Origin of the sequence: Sphingobacterium sp. 40-24 (genome assembly GCF_001899705.1) — a bacterium.
Taxonomy (GTDB): domain Bacteria; phylum Bacteroidota; class Bacteroidia; order Sphingobacteriales; family Sphingobacteriaceae; genus Sphingobacterium; species Sphingobacterium multivorum.
Genome location: NZ_MKWH01000058.1, coordinates 25,368 through 43,168, shown reverse-complemented (window position 1 = coordinate 43,168; position 17,801 = coordinate 25,368). Strand labels below are relative to the sequence as shown.

Here is a 17,801-nt window from a genome sequence, read left to right as displayed (position 1 = left end):
AAGTATTGCATATGAAACATTTTATATTTTCAATAGAATTTGTTTTCGGATTTTATTGTCTCTTGCTGTTGATTGTATACGTCATGTTGTTTCGGATGTCATCCATATCGATCCGGAAGAATCTTCGGAAGAGAAATTCCCGACGTGTGCAGACATTAATGGAGTCTGAAATTGCTCCAGGGGTAAGTATTGTCGCACCAGCATATAATGAATCGGTTACAATCGTGAACAATGTACGTTCGCTGATGACACTGTTTTACTCCAGATACGAGGTCGTTATTGTGAATGATGGCAGTAAAGATGATACATTGGAGAAGCTCATTAAAGAGTTTGATCTGGTCCAGGTAGACTTTTTGGTTGACTATTTGGTGCCATGTAAGGAGATTAAAGCAATCTACAAATCCAGGGACATCTCTCATAAACGACTAACGATCGTTGATAAAATAAATGGGGGTAGTAAGGCCGATGCGGTAAATGCTGGAATTAATGTAGCTTCCTTTCCTTATATTTTAAATACCGATGTGGATTGTGTGCTCGCCAATGACACCCTGGTTCAATTAATCGAAGCTGTACTGGATTCGAAGGAACGTGTAATCGCTGTGGGCGCAACACTACGGATGTCAAACTCCAGTTATGTGGATTCCGGTATGTTGGTGGAAGCTGCATTACCCAAACCCATATTGACCCGTTTTCAGGAAATGGAATACATTCGATCATACCTGTTGGGTAAAATGGGCTGGAATTACCTCAACTGTATTCCCAATGTTTCTGGGGGATTGGGATTGTTTGATAAAGAGATTCTCATTGCTGCGGGCGGATATGATTCTAATTCCTTGGGCGAGGATATGGAGATGGTAACCAGAATGTGTATGACCATGTGTGACAATAACCAAAAATACGAGGTCAAGTATATTCCGCAGACGCTCTGTTGGACTGAGGGGCCTGACAGCCTCAAGATGTTAACGCGTCAACGTGTACGCTGGGCGCGGGGTTTGATGCAAATTATGCGCACACATCGTAAGGCCTTTTTTAATCCAAAGTACAAAAGGTTTGGACTCATCGTTTTTCCATACAATGCCATTTTCGAATTTTTTGCCCCTATTATGGAGATTTTAGGTATTTTCTTTTATATCTACCTCATCCTAACACATGGCATTAATTGGCCAATGGCTATTCTTTTATTGATCTTCGTCTATATGTTTTCGGTCTTTCTGACAAGTTTTTCCATTTTACTGGACAATTATGTCTATAAATATTACAAACGGCGAAAAGATATTATAAGGTTATGCCTCACCGCATTTATAGAACCATTTGTTTATCATCCCATTATCGTTTATAGTTCGATTAAGGGCTATGTCCAAGAACTTTTTGGGAAAAAGCATGCCTGGGGGGAAATGACGCGAAAAGGCACCATAACTCCTTTGCCCTCTGATCACATTAAAAAGTAGAAAAATGAAAAAATTAATCCTATCTGCGCTAATTTTTTGTTTGCTATTTTTGTCGCAAGTTGTACATGCGCAGGTTAACTGGCAAAATAAAACATACGACGTTGACAGCTTGGTTCCAAAAGCCGCTGGCTACCTGCGAGCAGGAAGAGTGGGGGAATCCATTGCATTGAGCCAAACCGTATTATCAAAATATCCTAAATACACGGATTTTAGGTACATCTTGGGATTGAGCTATCAGAAGATGGGGCGAGCCGACTGGGCGATTCCCTATTTTGAAGCAGTGGTTTCGAGCGAGCCGAGCTACAGAGATGCGTATCTTTCATTAGCTGCACTATATGAGTCTTCTAATCAGCCTGAAAAAGCAACGATTACCTGGCAATCCGCACGTAAACGGTTTCCGATGGACGCTGAAATCATCAGGTTGTATAGCGAATTTGAACATAGGAAGTTAACACGTGACCGTGATGCGTGCATCGATATCTGGTATAAAAGGGGACGGAATTTCGTCGAAAAGGGAGATGTATTTCAAGCATTGGCTTATTCGGACAGTATACAACATGCTGATCCTGCAGACAATCGTTTCTTATACCTGCGATCAAGTGCTTTTATGACGAATAGAGAATACGGGAAAGCGAAGACTGATTTCGAAACTTTATGGAGCAGAGGTGACAGTTCGATTTTTGTTACCGAACAATTAGCAAACATTGCCGCACTAAACAAAGATTATTCAACGGCATTGGGTTATATGAATCAGCTGGTAGCGAAGATACCAGAAAATGTACAATATCAGCATTTGACCAAAGTTTACCGCGAGAATATGCCTTATAAGTTTTATATTGGAGCAAATCATATGCAAAGTTCGCAAGATCGGCCAAATGGACATTTCTTTATTTCAGGTCTGGAATATGGCCAAAAATTAGGGGAGAAAAATACACTTATCGGACAGTTTAATTACGGGAATAGACGTGGTGAGAAAGGTTATCAGGTCGGTTTGGATGCTTGGCTTAACTACAGTAAAAATATATATGCCTATCACCAGATAGCTTGGGCTGATGGTAGTGTTTTTCCAACATGGCGCGCATCTTATAGCCTATATCGGGAAGCGGGATTGTGGCTCTTCGATTTCGGAGGAAGGTATGTTCGTGCAAATGACAATACAAATAATTACGGACTTGTCGCTTCGGCAGGCCGATATTTTGGGCCAACTTTTGTCTATTTAAGGGGATTTTTGTTACGTGATGAACAGCGATGGAACCAAGCCTACTCCCTCGCGATCCGACATTATTATAACAGTGAAAAACCGGATTCCTATGTCACACTAATCGGTAATGTGGGGACTTCGCCAGATGATCCATCGCGTTATCAATTCCTAAACAACCGTTTCAATTTTTTATCCCGATCAATTAATGCAGGCTGGCAACATCGCATAGATGCTTGGGGTTTTACACTCATGGGCGGTTGGAGCTATTACAAAGTTGCTGAAAATAGATTTATGAACCAGTATGATCTAAATCTATCATTAAGGAGATATTTTTAATATGATGTGGAAGTTTATGTTAGGTCTATTGTCTTTGGTAACGATAGTTCAGGGTAAGGAAAGAATGGTATTGGTGGACAATGGGAAAACGGATTATGTCATCCAGGCGGATGCAAATGATCCTGTTGTACAAAAAGCTGCTGCGGTGATAAACACCTTTACAAAAGAAAGCACAGGTGTAGATTTTGCAATACAAGCCAAAGTTGATGATACACATGCCATTATTTTGGAAAGAAGCCCAATAACAAATGCGTCCCCTGAAGACAGTTATTCGATTGAAGCTGTAGGAAAAAATATTTACATCAAAGGAAGTGGTAGAGGTGTAATATTTGCGGCGTACCGTTATGTCAGGGATGTTATTGGTGGGCGAAAGTGGTATACAGGTAAAGAAAGTACCGATGTTCCAAAGTGTACTGCGTTATATGTGGATGCCGATTTAAAAATCTTTTCAAAGCCTAATTTTCAATTTAGAGAAGTTTATTTCCCTGTGGAATTGGATCAGGAGTACATGGACTGGTATGGCCTACATAATTTGGAAGATAGATGGGGGGACTGGGGCCATACCTTCAGTAAAATATTGCCACCATCGATTTACTTTAAAGATCATCCGGAATATTACGCGCTGTATGATGGGAAGCGCCAACCGATTCAGCTCTGTCTTTCCAATGAAGAAGTTTTTACTCATACAGTCGCTTACTTTAAGAAAAGGATGCTTGAAAATCCAACGGCTATCTATTGGTCCATAGCAGCCAATGACGACATTGGAAGCTGTACTTGCGATCTTTGCCAAGCCATTGATAAGCGCGAAGGAGGAGCACAGGGCTCCTTGATCCACTTTGTGAATAGGGTGGCCGGAAAATTTCCAGACAAGAAATTTACGACGCTGGCGTATCTCGAATCGGCTAATGCTCCAGCGCATCTTCGCGTCGCAGATAATGTTTCGGTTATATTAAGTAATATCGATGCTTTTCGGAAAAATGATATCAGTAGTGAATATTCTGCAGCAACTTTCCGTAGACAATTGGGCGCTTGGAAATCGAAAGCGAAGCATGTGTTTGTATGGGATTATTTGACTCAGTTTACCAATTATCTTGCCCCATTCCCCATTCAAGGAACGATGCAGAAAAGCATGCAATATTTGAAAGGACAAGGGGTAGAAGGGGTATTCTTACAAGGTGGCGGAGCGACCTATAGTGATATGGCGGAGTTAAATGCTTATATTTTGGCTAACCTTGCCTGGGATACAGATGGTCGTTCAGAAGAGCAATTGACAGATGAATTTATTGAGGGCTATTATGGTAAGGCTGCGCCATTTATTAAGAAATATCTCGATCTGCGAAGAAATCACTTGCCTGGAGCTTCCTCCGCTTTGTCGATTTATGGAAATCCAATTGATAATAGAAAGGATTTTTTGAGTCCCGAAGCTATGGATCAATACAGTACATTGTTAGAAAAAGCTGAAATTGCAAGTGAAGGAAATCCTTTATTAGAATCGCGTATTAGACGTGTCGGTTTAGGCTTGGATTACACCTACTTGCAACAAGCACGGTTCTATGGTCCGCATCAGCATGGTATCTTTGAGCAAGACGGCGACCATTGGGTTGTAAGACCTAATGTAAGCCGTAAAGTCACTCAATTTATTAAAGACGCCAAAAGGCTGGGGGTAATAGAACTTGCCGAAGGGGGGGCGTCACCTGATGCTTATGCAAAAGAATGGAGCGAAATATTCAATGCTGGAGTCAGAACGAACAAAGCTTCCCAAGCAAGTATAAAACTGAAAAATCCATTCGATCCTTCCTTCCCTGCCAATGGTCTGGAAACCCTCTCCGATAGTGTCCCAGGATACATGGATTATAGCTACAACTGGTTGCTATGGAATGGGGAGCCGATGGATATTACGTTTGATTTTGAACAGGAAAAACACATCGATACAATTGAGCTTAATTTTCTAAAGGATGTCCGACATTGGATATTTTCACCAAAGGAAGTCCGCATTTCGGTATCCAAAAATGGCGAAGATTTTCAAGATGTGCTGCTGAGGAAACTTGAATCTCAGGAGGAAGATTATACAGTGGAGAAGGTTCGCTATCGAGCTTTGATAAACGACCGTGTTAAGGTCATTCGAGTCTATGCTGAGCCCTTAGCAAAATTACCTGAATGGAGGTATCATCCGAAACGGAACGCGCTTATAGCCTGTGATGAAATATGGATAAACTGATGTTGAAGATGTATCTATAGAACTGATTTTAATAGTGTGTGGATATTGTTCTACAATAAATTTTTTAGTGCTTTAATTTAATACGGAAAATGATTAAATTAGAGTTAACTAAGTTATAAACAGATTCATATGGAAATTAAAACATCTTCAAAATTTGTTGCCGAACTAATTGGAACATTTGGTTTGGTACTTTTTGGTTGTGGAGCTGCCGCAATTGCAGGGGCCAATACCACAGCTGGACTTTCTGGCCTTGGCCTTTTGGGTATTGCAGTTGCCTTCGGCCTTTCGGTCGTGGTTTTTGCTTATGCGATCGGAGGAATCTCAGGTTGTCATATCAATCCTGCCGTTACGGTTGGTGTATTATTGGCGGGTAAAATGTCTGCTAAGGATGCAATTGTGTATATCATTGCTCAATTTATTGGCGCACTTTTGGGAGCATTTGTTCTTCAACAGATTTTGAGTGGACAGCTGGCCGGCTTTACTGCAGGTGAATGGGCCTATGGCTCCAACGGATGGGGAAAGGGTTATCAAAACGAGTATGGTACTGCTTCTGCCTTTCTGATCGAAGCAGTGTTAACGTTTCTTTTTCTATTTGTGATATTAGCGACAACCTCTAAAGTAGGTAACAGTACAATGGCTGGACTTGCAATCGGTTTTACACTGCTATTAATCCACCTCGTTGCTATCCCTGTAACGGGTACATCCGTTAACCCAGCACGTTCATTTGGTCCTGCCATTTTAGCGGGGGGGCAAGCTTTGTCTCAGCTATGGTTATTTATCGTTGCGCCGCTCGTGGGTGCTGCAGTTGCAGCGGTTGTTTGGAAAGCGTTGGAACCTAAAGACTAATTTTTTTCATTTTATCGGATGCGTCCAATGGGTACAACATACCTATTGGACGCTTTCATTTAGGAGTGATTGATAAGCCTAGAGGCAGGATCACTAAGATTTCAATATGGCCTCCATAAAACTTGCAACCTGCTCCTCGTCGGTGGCCCAGGAGGTAATCAGGCGAATAGCAGCATAATCATTATCTATTTCCTTCCAAATATAAAACTGGTATTTCTGACTCAATGTCTCTATGACAGATTTGGGTAAAATCGGGAAAATTTGATTAGTGGTTGAGTCTGTCAAAAATGAATGGCCTTTTTCTTTGATCACCTGAGCGATCCGCATAGCGTAGGAATTTGCTTTTTGCGCTAGTTCAAAATATAAATCATCTTTAAAGAGCTCGAGAAACTGAATGGATAAAACCCGGCCCTTGGCAAGCAAAGCGCCCTTCTGCTTGATTGCATAGTCAAAATCCAGTGCCAATTCGGGTTTATTAAACACTACGGCTTCACCTAAAAGCGCACCGTTTTTCGTCCCGCCAATATAGAATACGTCAGCATAATTTCCAATGTCTTTCAGTGTTAGATCGTTGTTTTCAGCCATCAAAGCATGCCCCAACCGAGCTCCATCCAGATAAAGTAAAAGATGATGTTCTTGACAACATACATAAAGTGCTTCCAATTCTGTCAGCGTATAGATCGTGCCAATTTCAGTCGAATTGGAAATATACACTATTCTTGGCTTTACGACATGTGGTGCCAGTGCATGTTCCTTTAACGTTTTTGTAATATCCTTCGGCGTTAGTTTTCCATCAAGTGTTTCGACAGTAATGACTTTGTGTCCAGTTGCTTCGATAGCGCCAGTTTCATTGGCCGATATGTGCCCCGTTTTTGCGCTAATTACGGCTTCATGGATACGTAAGAGAAAGGATAGCACAAGTAGATTGGTCTGTGTTCCGCCAGATAAAAAGTAAACAACAGCTTGCTCGTTCGCTATCTTTTTCTTCAAAATGCTTTTTGCTGCTTTAGCATATTCATCTTCGCCATAGCCGGCTTGTTGTATCAGATTTGTTTCAATAAGTTTATCTAAAATGCGGGGGTGCGCCCCTTCGGAATAATCGTTTTTAAAATTATACATAACGCTGTTTTTTACTTCAGATGCTATTTACTAAGTACGTCAAACGCATTACCAGGATGATAAATGAATCTTGACCGAGTCAAATGTATAAATACAATATCGTTTTTTAACAATCTGAGCAGGAAAAAAATGGGATAAAAGCTATGAATATAACATTCTGAGCGTATAAGAAAAGAATATGTTGTTTTGCACTGTAAATGTTTTTTCAAAACTTATGATTAAATTTGGGAGAGGAGGTAGAAATAAATATTTATCCTTATCAAATTATGAAAAGAGTCGTATTTGTTGCGAGTATTTCGCTGGCGTTTGGAATGGGGTACGCCTTTAATACCATGAGCAATTTGAACCGACCTGTCGAGTTAAAAAGAGTAACTGGTATAGGCGGAATTTTCTTCAAGTGCAAAGATCCTAAAAAATTAAGGGCCTGGTATGCCGATCATCTGGGACTGGCAACAAATTCTTACGGCGCTGTATTTGAGTGGTATCAGGGTGCTGATAGTACGAAAAAAGGATTTACGCAATGGAGCCCTTTTAAAGAGAGTACAAGCTATTTTGGTCCCTCGGACAAAGACTTTATGATCAATTATCGGGTTGCCGATATTGAACTTCTAATCGATCAATTGAAGAAGGAGGGAGTTACGGTACTTGATAAGATCGAGTCCTTTGACTATGGCAAATTTGTTCATATCATGGATATTGAAGGAAATAAAATAGAGCTTTGGCAGCCGAATGATGTTGCTTATGAAAAGATGGGCATCGATATGGGGGCCAAAACGACAAAATAGGTCTATTCAGTTCACAACGCAGGGTCTGTTTTTAGCAAATGATCTTTAAGATAATCAAGAAATGCAGCTCCAAGCGCTCCCAGGCAATAAGCCCCTAAATCTGACCAGAGAAATCCTTGTCCAAATACGAGGCGCAAAAGTGAATTGCTCCTTATCCATAAAAATAGGGGCAATTGGACAAGTTGTAAAAATTCAATGGTAAAACAGAATAGAATGGTAATGATACAGTAGGAGAACAGTGATTTTTTAATAAATATTAAGCGTGATAACCAATACACCATCATGGCATAAAGCACATCGCCACATATAGGCGGTATGACAGATATTTTACGTGAGATTAAACCCAAGAGTAGAGTTGTCACCATTAGGACCAAATACTGAATTTTTGCCGCGCTTTTCATTTCGTATATCGATGCCAAATTTATTGCCTGGAATAGGAAATTGTTTCAACAGGATTTCCAAAGATCTTTTTGTTCCCCTTTGTCTTCACAAATCTACCCTGTTGTGCTATTACACTAGCGATGGAGAAAATGACATTTGTGTCGTTTTGGGGGTGTATTGTAGCGAGTAGCTGTCTATTTTGATCGAACAGCTGAAGCTGGTTAACCAAAGCATGGTTTATTTCCATGATGTAGATCTCTTTCAGTGGAATAATGCTATCCTCTTTTTTCGGCTGCCTGATAGATAAGTTCGCACTGTCAACTTGTACTTCAATCTTGGGATTGATCAATTGCAAGATGACGACGAGTGGACCAATGATAACAACCGCAACCAATATCCCTAAGCCCTTCGCCGAACCAAAGTTATTTGCCGCATCGGCCATCCCATTTATACCACCGAAGATCATATAACATAGTATAAATACAACAACTAAATAAATTAATCCAAAGATTAAGCCCTTTTTAACCTGATGTGATTTAAACTGAAAAGTCTTCATACGATACGCTTTGATTTTTTACATATATATTAATTAAAGATATTTATATTTATGCAATCAGAGAGATATTATGTTAAACATTTTTTCATTTTGTTCGAGCAGGTAGTGGAAAACAGCATTGAAATTAAGAGAACCAACTTCCAACGGAAATCAGATTATTTTCAACTGCTGATGTATATGCTATGCTCAGTGCTGGGTGTTGTCAGTATATTTTGGGATTGGAAAGCAAGTATCCCAGCTGTAATGTGTACAATTTTTGTGTTAATAATACGACGTAAGGTTGACATTTTGTCTAATATGAGCTGGTTTATTTTTGGATTTATTGCTGTTGCATTGCTTTTGTCCTGGATTTTTCATCTGTCTTTTGGTCTGTTTGTGCTTCAGTGTGCATTATTTGCAACTGTTAAACTTGCCATATCAAAATTTAGAGAGATTGGTCAAGATCACACTGATATTATCTTCTCTTTAAATGCCATTGAGTTCTCTTGTCTATGTCCCGAAAACAGCGATTATAAGGGCTATGCAATAAATCCCATGGGCTATAAAAAGCGATTTCAAATGGCAGATATTCGCTCTGTACAACGCGATCGCAAAAATCTACTTATCGTATTAAAAGAACAGATCGTCCGCCCCCGCGAACTTAGACAGGAAGAGATAGAGCTCATTCTTACGTATTTTAGAAAAAATAAGGCCGATCTTATTCATGCGGTAACCACCGAAAGGATCCTCCAGGAAGAGGATCGTGTCTATTGGATCAAGCTGATTGTTTTTGCTTTGCCCTGCCTGTTGGCGGTATGCGCAATCTATATTTTTGCTGATAACGGGCGAAATTCATTAATCAGCGTATGTATCATTATTGGGGCAATACTTGTAGCGGTAATTTTATTAAAAATCACGAATTTGATTTATCATCATGGTGAGAAAAAGTAATTTTTTTATTTTAAGAAGTCCGCATACCAATGCCCAGAGGATTTGATGATACGTTGTTGATTTTTGAAATCAACATACACCAGTCCAAATCTTGGCCGATATCCTTCAGCCCATTCGAAGTTGTCAAGAAAAGTCCATACAAAATAGCCCTTGACATTTATACCTTCCTGTTTCGCACGATAAACTTGTTGCAATGCTTCCTGTAAATAGGAAACTCTTTTAGGATCATGTACTATACCATTCTCGGCTTTATCCGGAAACGCGGCGCCGTTTTCGGTAACAATTAAAGGCGGCATGTTTTGGTAGGTACTGAATTTTTTGAGCATATGATAGATGGACGCTGGGTAAACCTCCCAGTTCATTTCAGTTAAATCAACTTTACGCTCTTTTGCGGATACTATTTTTGCTTGGAGATAAGGAACGAACATGGCGTATCGTATAACCTCCCGCGTATAATTCTGTATCCCAATGAAATCCATATCAAATTTCAGGTCTCTTTCATCATTAAATTTAATATACTTCTCAATTCTATTCAGTATTTTAATCTCCTGAGTAGGATAGCCCATTCCTAAGAGAGGTTCTATAAACAGACGATTGAGTAATACGTCTGCTTTTTTTGCTGCTTTAATGTCCTTGTCTCTCGATGTGAATGGTTCGACATGAGAACATGAAAATGTAGTTCCAACCTGACTGTCGGGCTGGATCGATTTGATGATTCGACCTCCCTGTGCTTGTGCCAATGCCGCATGATGCGCGGCGGCCAAAAAATTACCCAGACCTTTTCGTTCCGGTGCATGCACGCCAAAGAAATAACCTGCGGCAGTGAATACGGTAGGCTCATTGAGAACCATCCAGTTTTTAACACGATCACCGTAGGTATGCACACATTTGGAAACAAATTCGCCAAACCAATCTTTTACATCACGGTTCACCCAGCCACCTTTTTTTTCTAATGCATGGGGAAGATCCCAATGGTATAAGGTAACCCAAGGGGTGATCCCTAGTTCGAGCGATAGGTCGATCAATCGATCATAAAAATCCAAACCTGATTGATTTACTTCACCGATTCCACCCGGGAAAATACGGCTCCATGATAAGGAGAATCTATAATTAGGAATATGCATTCCTTTCATTAGATGGAGATCCTGGACGTAGCGATTATAAAAATCGCAAGCCTCATTACCATGTTGATTTTGAAATATACGGTTCCTTTTTTGTACAAAGATATCCCAAATAGAAGGACCTTTGCCATGTAAATCATGCGCACCCTCGATCTGATAGGCAGCTGTAGACACTCCCCAAATAAAATCTTTGCCAAAAGCATCTTTGGTTAAAAGCATTTATAAAATAAAATTATCGGACCTCAATGCCGTTTAAAAACAATTAGGTCTTGTGGAATCTCAAGGGTGAATAGAATGAACTGAATCGACCTAGAAAGATCCTAAATATAATTCGCTGGAAAAAATAGTTTATCGTTTTCATAATAGATACATTACTCCGTTGATTACATTGAACTATTGTATGATAAAGTAACGAAACGAAAATGAACTGTATATAAACTATGTGTTAAATATACGAAAAAAACACCGCGATGAATCATGGTATTTAACTTAGCCGTATGCTAATTCTAAGCAAGTTTTATCCGTAAGTACGATCTTACCAGAATGTCTAATTGGCGTAGATTCTTAATCCCAATTTTCGAGCTATCTAATTTCAAATTCCGTATATATTGTCCTTTTAAATTCTAAAACTTCGGGGGCTACTTTAAATCCTTCGCCGCCGTAACCCTTGTTGAATGTTTCTAACGCCATCCCTGTTCTAAACTGCGTCGATTGGTTGGATGCGCTTCCGTCGTTCGACAAAAACAGCAGTTTGCCAATTTCGACATCTGCCCGAGATGCAAGTTTTTTTGCAGATTTTAATGCATCATCATAAGCAATAAGATCCGCTTCTCTTAAAATACTGTCTGCTTTGGAATGATCGAATGAGATGGAGCCTATTCCGCTTATTTTGGTCTCTAACAACTTGCCTGTTAATTCTGTAAATTTCGATAAATCATGTAAAACAAAATCGATTGTTTGTTGTGCTTGATACCCAATAAATTTATTGGTATTTCCGATGTATTGATAATCCTTATTTGCTGATACGCTGCTTGTTTTAATGTCTTCCTTTTTATTGCCGTATTTTTGGAGCAATGCAATGACCGTATCGACAGTTGCTTGAGTCTCTCTAACCGCGTCTACCATCCTTGGTTTTGTGAATGCCGTATTGATTGTCAAAGTGACTTGATCGGGCATTATCCTAATCTTTCCTTCACCACTGACACGAATTCTATTTTCACCTTCTTTTGCTGCCCGATCACAGGACAATACTACCATAATGCCACTCAAACATATAAAAAATAAAGTGATTATCTGTTTTTTCATAATTTTTGATGTTCAATCTATTAAATCAATAAGTTGTTCCCTAAATATCTAAATATAATGAATAACTAGGATATCCGCTAGGGTAAAATGCAGTTGAAGCATAGGCAGGTCTTAGTAATGGGAAATAAGATAAAAAAGCAGGTAATTACCTGCTTTTTTATCTTGAAAAGAGACCATTTTTTAATCAATACTTTTTGAATAAATCTTTAGCTGTTTTTGCAGTGCTTTCCTGGCCATATGTATACGTGTTTTGACCGTACCCTCCGGGATTTGCAGATGCTCTGCAATTTCATAATATTTAAATCCTTCCAAAAACATTGCAAAGGCGTTATAGTAATCTTTTGATAAACTATTGAGTGCGTGTTGTATATCAGAGGCTATAAAATTATTTTCACCGCGATTGGTTGTTATTTCATTATGATAACCTATACTTACATATTCATTGCGGTAATTCTCCAATCGTTTATTTCGAGTATATTGGTTAATATATGTATTTTTCATGATGATATAGAGCCAAGACATCAACTTTGGATGCTTCAGGAATTTTTCAATAGATCCCAATGACCTTACCATGGTCTCCTGAACCAGATCTTCTCGTTCATCCGGATCGTTTGTAAATTGCGCTGCCAAATATTTTAATGTAGGTCTTTTTTCCTTAAACAGTTGATCGATTGTTAAATTTTCCATATTATCAAGTTTTAAGTGTCTATCTTGGCTATATCACTACAATTAAGGTGCTAGAAAATAATTAAGAGGAAATGCGTTGACGCTGAATGGATCAAGCCGATTTATTACTTGTTTTATTTTAACAATCAGTTAGTCAATGCTTTATCTAGAATAACTATTCGGCTATCAGGCTGATGCTAAGCGTTATTCTGCATTAATAACAAGTGTTTTCCTGTCTCATTTCCCCCTTTTTTCTTTTTGTCGCACGTATTTATACGTAGTGTTTTAATAAGTACATTTTTGATGATTAAATAGATGTGAATATTTAAAACTGTTGATACGTTTAAATGGTTATTAGTTATGACATGTAATGAAAAACAATATGGGGGACGAAAACAAAAAACAATATTTTGAGCTATCAGAAGAGCCCATGGAACGATTGGAGAGCCTCAAAGAGCCTTCGGAATTAAAGCAGGTATGGGATGGTAGTCAAGAAGATTTTTATAAATCGATTATTAGGAATCAACAAGATGATATTGGAAAAATAGGACGGTATTTCCGCGATGAATTGGCTCAGGAACTTTACGGAATGCGTATATCTCTTCAGAATTTTACAAATCGCTATGGTGATTTTGAAGAATTACGCTGCTTACGTGATTCATTAAGCACGTTGGTTATGGAGATTCGTAATAAAGCTGTGTTGCTCTACAATCCGATACTGAATGATCTTGGCATTTTTCATGCAGTTGATGAGGCTGTGGCGAGTTATAGAAAACGATCGGGTTTTACAATTGACACCTTGCTAGATCCGCATTTAAGAGAATTGCATCATGGGGCACAAGTTCAGCTGTTTAAGTTACTTACGGCTATATTCCAGTATTTAAATGATGAGATTCCTTCACAGGCTATTTCAGTTTCGGTGCAGGTGATTGAATTTGAGATTTTAATTAAAGTGTCACCTTTTTTTAGCCAGGAGAAATCGCTGTCAACAATAAAACATGAACATTGTCCAATGCGTTTGATGAAGATTGCTGAACTCTATAATGCACGGATTATGAATCATACGCCGGCAACAGGTATTTTACTTAAATTAACTATTTAAAAAAAGAATAATGATAAAAATCCTATTGGTTGAAGACCACATGGTTGTACGTAACGGAATAAAATTACTATTAGAATCGCAAGATGGATTTGAAGTTGTTGGAGAGGCGTCGAATGGAAAGGAGGCTCTTCAGTTCTTAAATTCTAATCCTGTTCCTGATATTGTCTTAACAGACATCAGCATGGAGGAAATGGATGGTATTGAACTATTACATGAATTAAAAAAACATTATCCGTCCATTAAAGTAGTAATACTGTCCATGTTGAATCAGATCAATTACGTTGTTGAAGCATTTGAATCTGGTCTTGCCGGATATTTGGTTAAAAACGTTGGCTATAACGAATTGCTTTTTGGATTAAATCATATCGCAAATGGGGGACGATACATGAGCGAGGAAATCGCAATGATACTATTGGACCAAGTTCGCTCTGGACAAAGCTATGCACAGGTATCAGGAGAACTACAGACAGATTTTGATATCTCCGATAGAGAGCTTGAAGTACTCAAATTAATTGCAGAAGGATACACGAATATTGAAATTGCCGATAAGATATTTTTAAGCAAGCGTACAGTTGAAGGACACCGTCAAAACTTAATCGATAAAGCGGGCGTAAAAAATACAGCTCATTTGGTCAAATTTGCATTTGAAAGAGGTATTTTGAATTAAAAATTTCCTGATGGCCCCATCAGGAAATTTGAAATCTACACCACTATATTTTATGCAGTTAGTTTGTTGCACGCAATTGCGCAAAGTTCACATAATTTAGCACAGTGCTGGCAATGTTCATGGGGATGCATAAAGCACTCCTCTGCACAGAGTGTACATAATTCAGCGCAAGTCTTGATAAGTCGTCGGCTATAGTAACTTTCCATAGCAAGAAGTTCGGCCACTGCTTTACAAACGACTGCGCATTCCATATCCAATGCAATACATTTTGCCATGGCTTGAAGGTCACTTTCTTTTGTGCAAGCATTCGCACAGGTATGGCAAGCAGTAACACATTGCCAACAGGCTTCTATACACGATTGTTCGATTGAATTTATCATAAGTTTGTCGTTTTGTCTCGCTGATTGCGCCTTACATAACTGACTTGGCGGCTTTGATGCTATCTTCTAAATAGCCCATTATACCGTCATGATCAGCTTGGGTAATTTTGCCATTCCTTAAATTTTCCAAAACATCTTTTTTAATTCGAGCGATGGCTTGTTCTTTCTCCATCGCTTCTACTGCTGTCTTTGCATTGATTCGATCGACAATGATTTTGCCGAGTTTGTTGTATATCCTTTCAGCTTCCTTATTGGACAACGCTGGAGCTAGAATCCCAGCAACAGCCTCGTTAGCAGCAGCTATATTTGCATAAATGACTGCTTCGGTATTCTTTGCTGCCGCAGCTTCAGCTCTCACTATAGCCTGTTCACTGGCTGCCGCTGCTTTATGTTCGGCCTCCTCCATATGATGGGAAGCTTTTTCCTGAGGAGTTTGATGATTACACGATATCAACAGCAGACTGGTTATTAAGGAAAAGAAAAAGATGTTATTACATATCATGACCTACGCTCTTAATTAAGTATTTGATTATTTTAAATAGAACGGGTCTCACAAGTAAATGGTTTGTCAATTAAATGAAACAGTTGCATTTAACTAAACTTGGTTAGAGAAATGGTTTTATGATACAAAATGATGTTCAATTGATACAATATTACAGGCAATTGAGCGATTAATTATTGAATTTTAGATATCTGTATACCAAATAGCTATTCAATTCAATGAACAAAATATACCTCTTAATTAGTGCCCTTTTTCTGTCTTTTGTACAGACGACAATCGCACAGCATACCACAGCAGTATCGAGAGGAAAGGCGAATATTCCAATAGACGGGATTTTTCAGGCTGATCCAACCGTATTCTTTTACGGGGGATATTATTATCTGTACGGTACGAATGGAGATTCTGAAGAACAGCAGGGGTTTAAAGTGTATCAATCTACAGATTTGAAACATTGGAAGGTCCCGGCAGGCACAACTTCAGGTTTTGCTCTTTTAAAAGGAGATGCTTTTGGATCGACGGGATTTTGGGCGCCACAGGTATGGTTTGAAAAGGGTAAATTTTATATGGCTTATACAGCAGATGAGCATATAGCAATTGCAGTTAGTGATAGCCCTGTAGGTCCTTTTAAGCAAACTTCCAAAGCACCACTTGAAGTCGGGCAAAAGCAGATAGATCCTTTTGTATTCAGCGATCGCAATGGGAGGAAATACCTGTTTCATGTCAGATTAACGCAAGGAAATAGAATTTTTGTCGCCGAATTAAAGTCCGATTATTCGGGAATAAAAGGAGAGACGCTAAAAGAATGTGTCCATGCGGAATTACCCTGGGAAAACACAGCAAATGCAGAGTGGACGGTTACCGAAGGTCCTACTGTTATCCAGCAAGGCCAGTATTATTATATGTTTTATTCGGCAAATGATTTTCGAAATAAAGACTATGCTGTCGGCGTGGCAATCGCGGATAATGTCTATGGGCCTTGGAAAAAACTGGAAGGTCAGCCGGCATTAAGCCGAAAAAATAGCGGTTTTGCCGGAACTGGACATGGCGACGTTTTCAAAAAAGGAAAGCAATGGTATTATGTCTGTCACACACACTTTTCAGATGAAAAAGTGGCACCTCGGAGAACCGCTATCATACCGTTTAATTTTGCATCAACTGGTGATGGTATTACGGTTCCTCGGTTTGATACCGCAAAGTTTCGCTTCCTGGCTACAGATCAGGGATTGACCCAGAATGGAAAATCCTATCAAACGGATGTAGCCTTTGGCGATCCCTTTATTGTATTTGATCCGCCTACCGATCGATATTATTTATATGGCACAGGTGGAACTGAAAACGGCTTTATTGCTTATAGTTCCAAAGATCTGAAAACATGGACGAAGGAAAGGAAAGTATATGATGCCAACCAGCCTAATGGCTGGGGAGAAAAAGATTTTTGGGCGCCTGAAGTTTACCGGGTCAATAACAAATACTATATGTATTATAGCGCCCATTGGAAAGATAATCCAAAACAACATATTGAAAACTATCGCATCGGGGTAGCTGTGGCGGATAGTCCCTTAGGGCCATTCAAAGACCTTACTGGAAAACCTATTTTTGATCCGGGATATCCAATTATTGATGCGAACGTTTTTAGAGATACCGACAATAGGAATTATCTGTTTTATTCGCGTTGTTGCTACGAGCATCCGGTGGAGTCGGAGGTTGCGGATTGGGCGAAGCAGAAGTATGGCTATAGCAGGATCGAAGAGAGCTGGGTGTATGGTGTTGAATTGGACAGCAGTATGACTACAACGATCGGGGACCCAGTCCTTTTAATGCGACCTCCAGTTTCGATGAATGACGTACAGGCTGAATGGGAGAGTAGGTCAGTCACTTCGGGTGAGATAAATAGACGATGGACAGAAGGTTCTTTTCTAATGAAAAAAAACGGACAATATTATATGATGTATTCCGCCAACTATTTTGCTGGAGCCAATTATGCGGTAGGCTATGGAACGGCAACTGCCCCATTGGGAAGCTATGAAAAGTCACCTGCTAACCCAATCATTGAAAAAAATACCCATAGCGGGGGAGTAATTTCGGGTACCGGACACAATAGCCTATTTAGCGATAGAGAAGGAAAGCTCCGCTGTGTGTATCACGGACGTACTATAAAAACGGGTGATAAACGCATCGTTTTTATCAGCGACGTTTTTTTTAATGAAAATGGCCAATTGCATATCGTTACAGATTGAC

General features: G+C 39.4%; 17 protein-coding genes. 9 read left to right on the top strand and 8 right to left on the bottom strand.

Annotation, left to right across the window (positions count from 1 at the left end):
- The first annotated feature begins 11 nt into the window (after nt 1-11).
- The 4 genes from BGP15_RS21395 (at nt 12) to BGP15_RS21380 (ending at nt 6,049) form a co-directional block, all read left to right on the top strand.
- Nucleotides 12-1,448 carry a glycosyltransferase family 2 protein gene (locus tag BGP15_RS21395; protein WP_286770712.1) on the top strand — a complete coding sequence of 479 codons (1,437 nt, stop codon included), beginning with the start codon at nt 12-14 and terminating at the stop codon, nt 1,446-1,448.
- A 4-nt stretch (nt 1,449-1,452) separates the two neighbouring features.
- On the top strand, nt 1,453-2,985 hold the full coding sequence (locus tag BGP15_RS21390) for a YaiO family outer membrane beta-barrel protein (RefSeq protein ID WP_286770711.1): 1,533 nt from the start codon (nt 1,453-1,455) through the stop codon (nt 2,983-2,985).
- Between the two features lies 1 nt (nt 2,986).
- Nucleotides 2,987-5,203, top strand: a complete 2,217-nt coding sequence (locus BGP15_RS21385; protein WP_286751966.1) for a DUF4838 domain-containing protein — start codon at nt 2,987-2,989, stop codon at nt 5,201-5,203.
- 129 nt (nt 5,204-5,332) lie between these two features.
- Nucleotides 5,333-6,049: an MIP family channel protein gene (locus BGP15_RS21380; protein ID WP_046673518.1), complete on the top strand. Its 717-nt coding sequence runs from the start codon at nt 5,333-5,335 to the stop codon at nt 6,047-6,049.
- 93 nt (nt 6,050-6,142) lie between these two features.
- Here BGP15_RS21380 and BGP15_RS21375 read toward each other — a convergent pair whose 3' ends face one another.
- A complete protein-coding gene (locus tag BGP15_RS21375; protein ID WP_070563890.1) occupies nt 6,143-7,168 on the bottom strand; it encodes a threonine aldolase family protein in 1,026 nt (341 codons plus the stop codon).
- A gap of 266 nt (nt 7,169-7,434) precedes the next feature.
- Between BGP15_RS21375 and BGP15_RS21370 the strand changes: the two genes are divergently transcribed.
- Nucleotides 7,435-7,953, top strand: coding sequence for a VOC family protein (locus tag BGP15_RS21370; protein WP_286770710.1), 519 nt, complete (start codon nt 7,435-7,437; stop codon nt 7,951-7,953).
- A gap of 11 nt (nt 7,954-7,964) precedes the next feature.
- On the opposite strand, the gene BGP15_RS27010 is transcribed toward BGP15_RS21370, so the two are convergent.
- Nucleotides 7,965-8,318, bottom strand: coding sequence for a ribosomal maturation YjgA family protein (locus BGP15_RS27010; protein WP_353681995.1), 354 nt, complete (start codon nt 8,316-8,318; stop codon nt 7,965-7,967).
- Between the two features lie 56 nt (nt 8,319-8,374).
- Nucleotides 8,375-8,890 carry a hypothetical protein gene (locus tag BGP15_RS21365; RefSeq protein ID WP_286770709.1) on the bottom strand — a complete coding sequence of 172 codons (516 nt, stop codon included), beginning with the start codon at nt 8,888-8,890 and terminating at the stop codon, nt 8,375-8,377.
- Between the two features lie 51 nt (nt 8,891-8,941).
- Between BGP15_RS21365 and BGP15_RS21360 the strand changes: the two genes are divergently transcribed.
- Complete coding sequence (locus BGP15_RS21360; RefSeq protein WP_286751963.1) at nt 8,942-9,820, top strand: hypothetical protein; 879 nt, start codon at nt 8,942-8,944, stop codon at nt 9,818-9,820.
- 5 nt (nt 9,821-9,825) lie between these two features.
- Here the strand turns inward: BGP15_RS21360 and BGP15_RS21355 are convergent, their stop codons facing one another.
- The 3 genes from BGP15_RS21355 to BGP15_RS21345 all read right to left on the bottom strand — a co-directional run bounded on the left by BGP15_RS21355 (nt 9,826) and on the right by BGP15_RS21345 (nt 12,933).
- Nucleotides 9,826-11,160 carry a GH1 family beta-glucosidase gene (locus tag BGP15_RS21355; protein WP_286751962.1) on the bottom strand — a complete coding sequence of 445 codons (1,335 nt, stop codon included), beginning with the start codon at nt 11,158-11,160 and terminating at the stop codon, nt 9,826-9,828.
- A 363-nt stretch (nt 11,161-11,523) separates the two neighbouring features.
- Entirely contained in the window at nt 11,524-12,246 is a 723-nt protein-coding gene (locus BGP15_RS21350) for an SIMPL domain-containing protein (protein WP_286751961.1), read from the bottom strand.
- A 180-nt stretch (nt 12,247-12,426) separates the two neighbouring features.
- Nucleotides 12,427-12,933, bottom strand: coding sequence for an RNA polymerase sigma factor (locus BGP15_RS21345; RefSeq protein ID WP_046673512.1), 507 nt, complete (start codon nt 12,931-12,933; stop codon nt 12,427-12,429).
- Nucleotides 12,934-13,282: 349 nt separating this feature from the next.
- On the opposite strand from BGP15_RS21345, the gene BGP15_RS21340 reads away from it, so the two are divergent.
- Together BGP15_RS21340 and BGP15_RS21335 are read left to right on the top strand one after the other, a co-directional pair.
- Nucleotides 13,283-14,014 carry a hypothetical protein gene (locus BGP15_RS21340; protein ID WP_286770708.1) on the top strand — a complete coding sequence of 244 codons (732 nt, stop codon included), beginning with the start codon at nt 13,283-13,285 and terminating at the stop codon, nt 14,012-14,014.
- 10 nt (nt 14,015-14,024) lie between these two features.
- Complete coding sequence (locus tag BGP15_RS21335; protein ID WP_286751959.1) at nt 14,025-14,681, top strand: response regulator transcription factor; 657 nt, start codon at nt 14,025-14,027, stop codon at nt 14,679-14,681.
- 50 nt (nt 14,682-14,731) lie between these two features.
- Here BGP15_RS21335 and BGP15_RS21330 read toward each other — a convergent pair whose 3' ends face one another.
- Together BGP15_RS21330 and BGP15_RS21325 are read right to left on the bottom strand one after the other, a co-directional pair.
- Entirely contained in the window at nt 14,732-15,061 is a 330-nt protein-coding gene (locus tag BGP15_RS21330; RefSeq protein ID WP_084823133.1) for a four-helix bundle copper-binding protein, read from the bottom strand.
- Between the two features lie 31 nt (nt 15,062-15,092).
- Nucleotides 15,093-15,467 (bottom strand): hypothetical protein, encoded by a 375-nt coding sequence (locus tag BGP15_RS21325; protein ID WP_286770707.1) that lies wholly within the window; start codon nt 15,465-15,467, stop codon nt 15,093-15,095.
- A gap of 314 nt (nt 15,468-15,781) precedes the next feature.
- On the opposite strand from BGP15_RS21325, the gene BGP15_RS21320 reads away from it, so the two are divergent.
- Entirely contained in the window at nt 15,782-17,800 is a 2,019-nt protein-coding gene (locus tag BGP15_RS21320; protein WP_286770706.1) for a glycoside hydrolase family 43 protein, read from the top strand.
- The last annotated feature ends 1 nt before the right edge of the window (nt 17,801 follow it).

Coding starts and splice junctions, on each gene's coding strand:
- BGP15_RS21385 (WP_286751966.1), top strand. CDS start 2,987: ATGATGTGGAAGTTTATGTTAGGTCTATTGTCTTTGGTAACGATAGTT.
- BGP15_RS21340 (WP_286770708.1), top strand. CDS start 13,283: ATGAAAAACAATATGGGGGACGAAAACAAAAAACAATATTTTGAGCTA.
- BGP15_RS21390 (WP_286770711.1), top strand. CDS start 1,453: ATGAAAAAATTAATCCTATCTGCGCTAATTTTTTGTTTGCTATTTTTG.
- BGP15_RS21335 (WP_286751959.1), top strand. CDS start 14,025: ATGATAAAAATCCTATTGGTTGAAGACCACATGGTTGTACGTAACGGA.
- BGP15_RS21325 (WP_286770707.1), bottom strand. CDS start 15,467: ATGGAGGAGGCCGAACATAAAGCAGCGGCAGCCAGTGAACAGGCTATA.
- BGP15_RS21355 (WP_286751962.1), bottom strand. CDS start 11,160: ATGCTTTTAACCAAAGATGCTTTTGGCAAAGATTTTATTTGGGGAGTG.
- BGP15_RS27010 (WP_353681995.1), bottom strand. CDS start 8,318: ATGGTGACAACTCTACTCTTGGGTTTAATCTCACGTAAAATATCTGTC.
- BGP15_RS21320 (WP_286770706.1), top strand. CDS start 15,782: ATGAACAAAATATACCTCTTAATTAGTGCCCTTTTTCTGTCTTTTGTA.
- BGP15_RS21360 (WP_286751963.1), top strand. CDS start 8,942: ATGCAATCAGAGAGATATTATGTTAAACATTTTTTCATTTTGTTCGAG.
- BGP15_RS21365 (WP_286770709.1), bottom strand. CDS start 8,890: ATGAAGACTTTTCAGTTTAAATCACATCAGGTTAAAAAGGGCTTAATC.
- BGP15_RS21350 (WP_286751961.1), bottom strand. CDS start 12,246: ATGAAAAAACAGATAATCACTTTATTTTTTATATGTTTGAGTGGCATT.
- BGP15_RS21380 (WP_046673518.1), top strand. CDS start 5,333: ATGGAAATTAAAACATCTTCAAAATTTGTTGCCGAACTAATTGGAACA.
- BGP15_RS21395 (WP_286770712.1), top strand. CDS start 12: ATGAAACATTTTATATTTTCAATAGAATTTGTTTTCGGATTTTATTGT.
- BGP15_RS21330 (WP_084823133.1), bottom strand. CDS start 15,061: ATGATAAATTCAATCGAACAATCGTGTATAGAAGCCTGTTGGCAATGT.
- BGP15_RS21345 (WP_046673512.1), bottom strand. CDS start 12,933: ATGGAAAATTTAACAATCGATCAACTGTTTAAGGAAAAAAGACCTACA.
- BGP15_RS21370 (WP_286770710.1), top strand. CDS start 7,435: ATGAAAAGAGTCGTATTTGTTGCGAGTATTTCGCTGGCGTTTGGAATG.
- BGP15_RS21375 (WP_070563890.1), bottom strand. CDS start 7,168: ATGTATAATTTTAAAAACGATTATTCCGAAGGGGCGCACCCCCGCATT.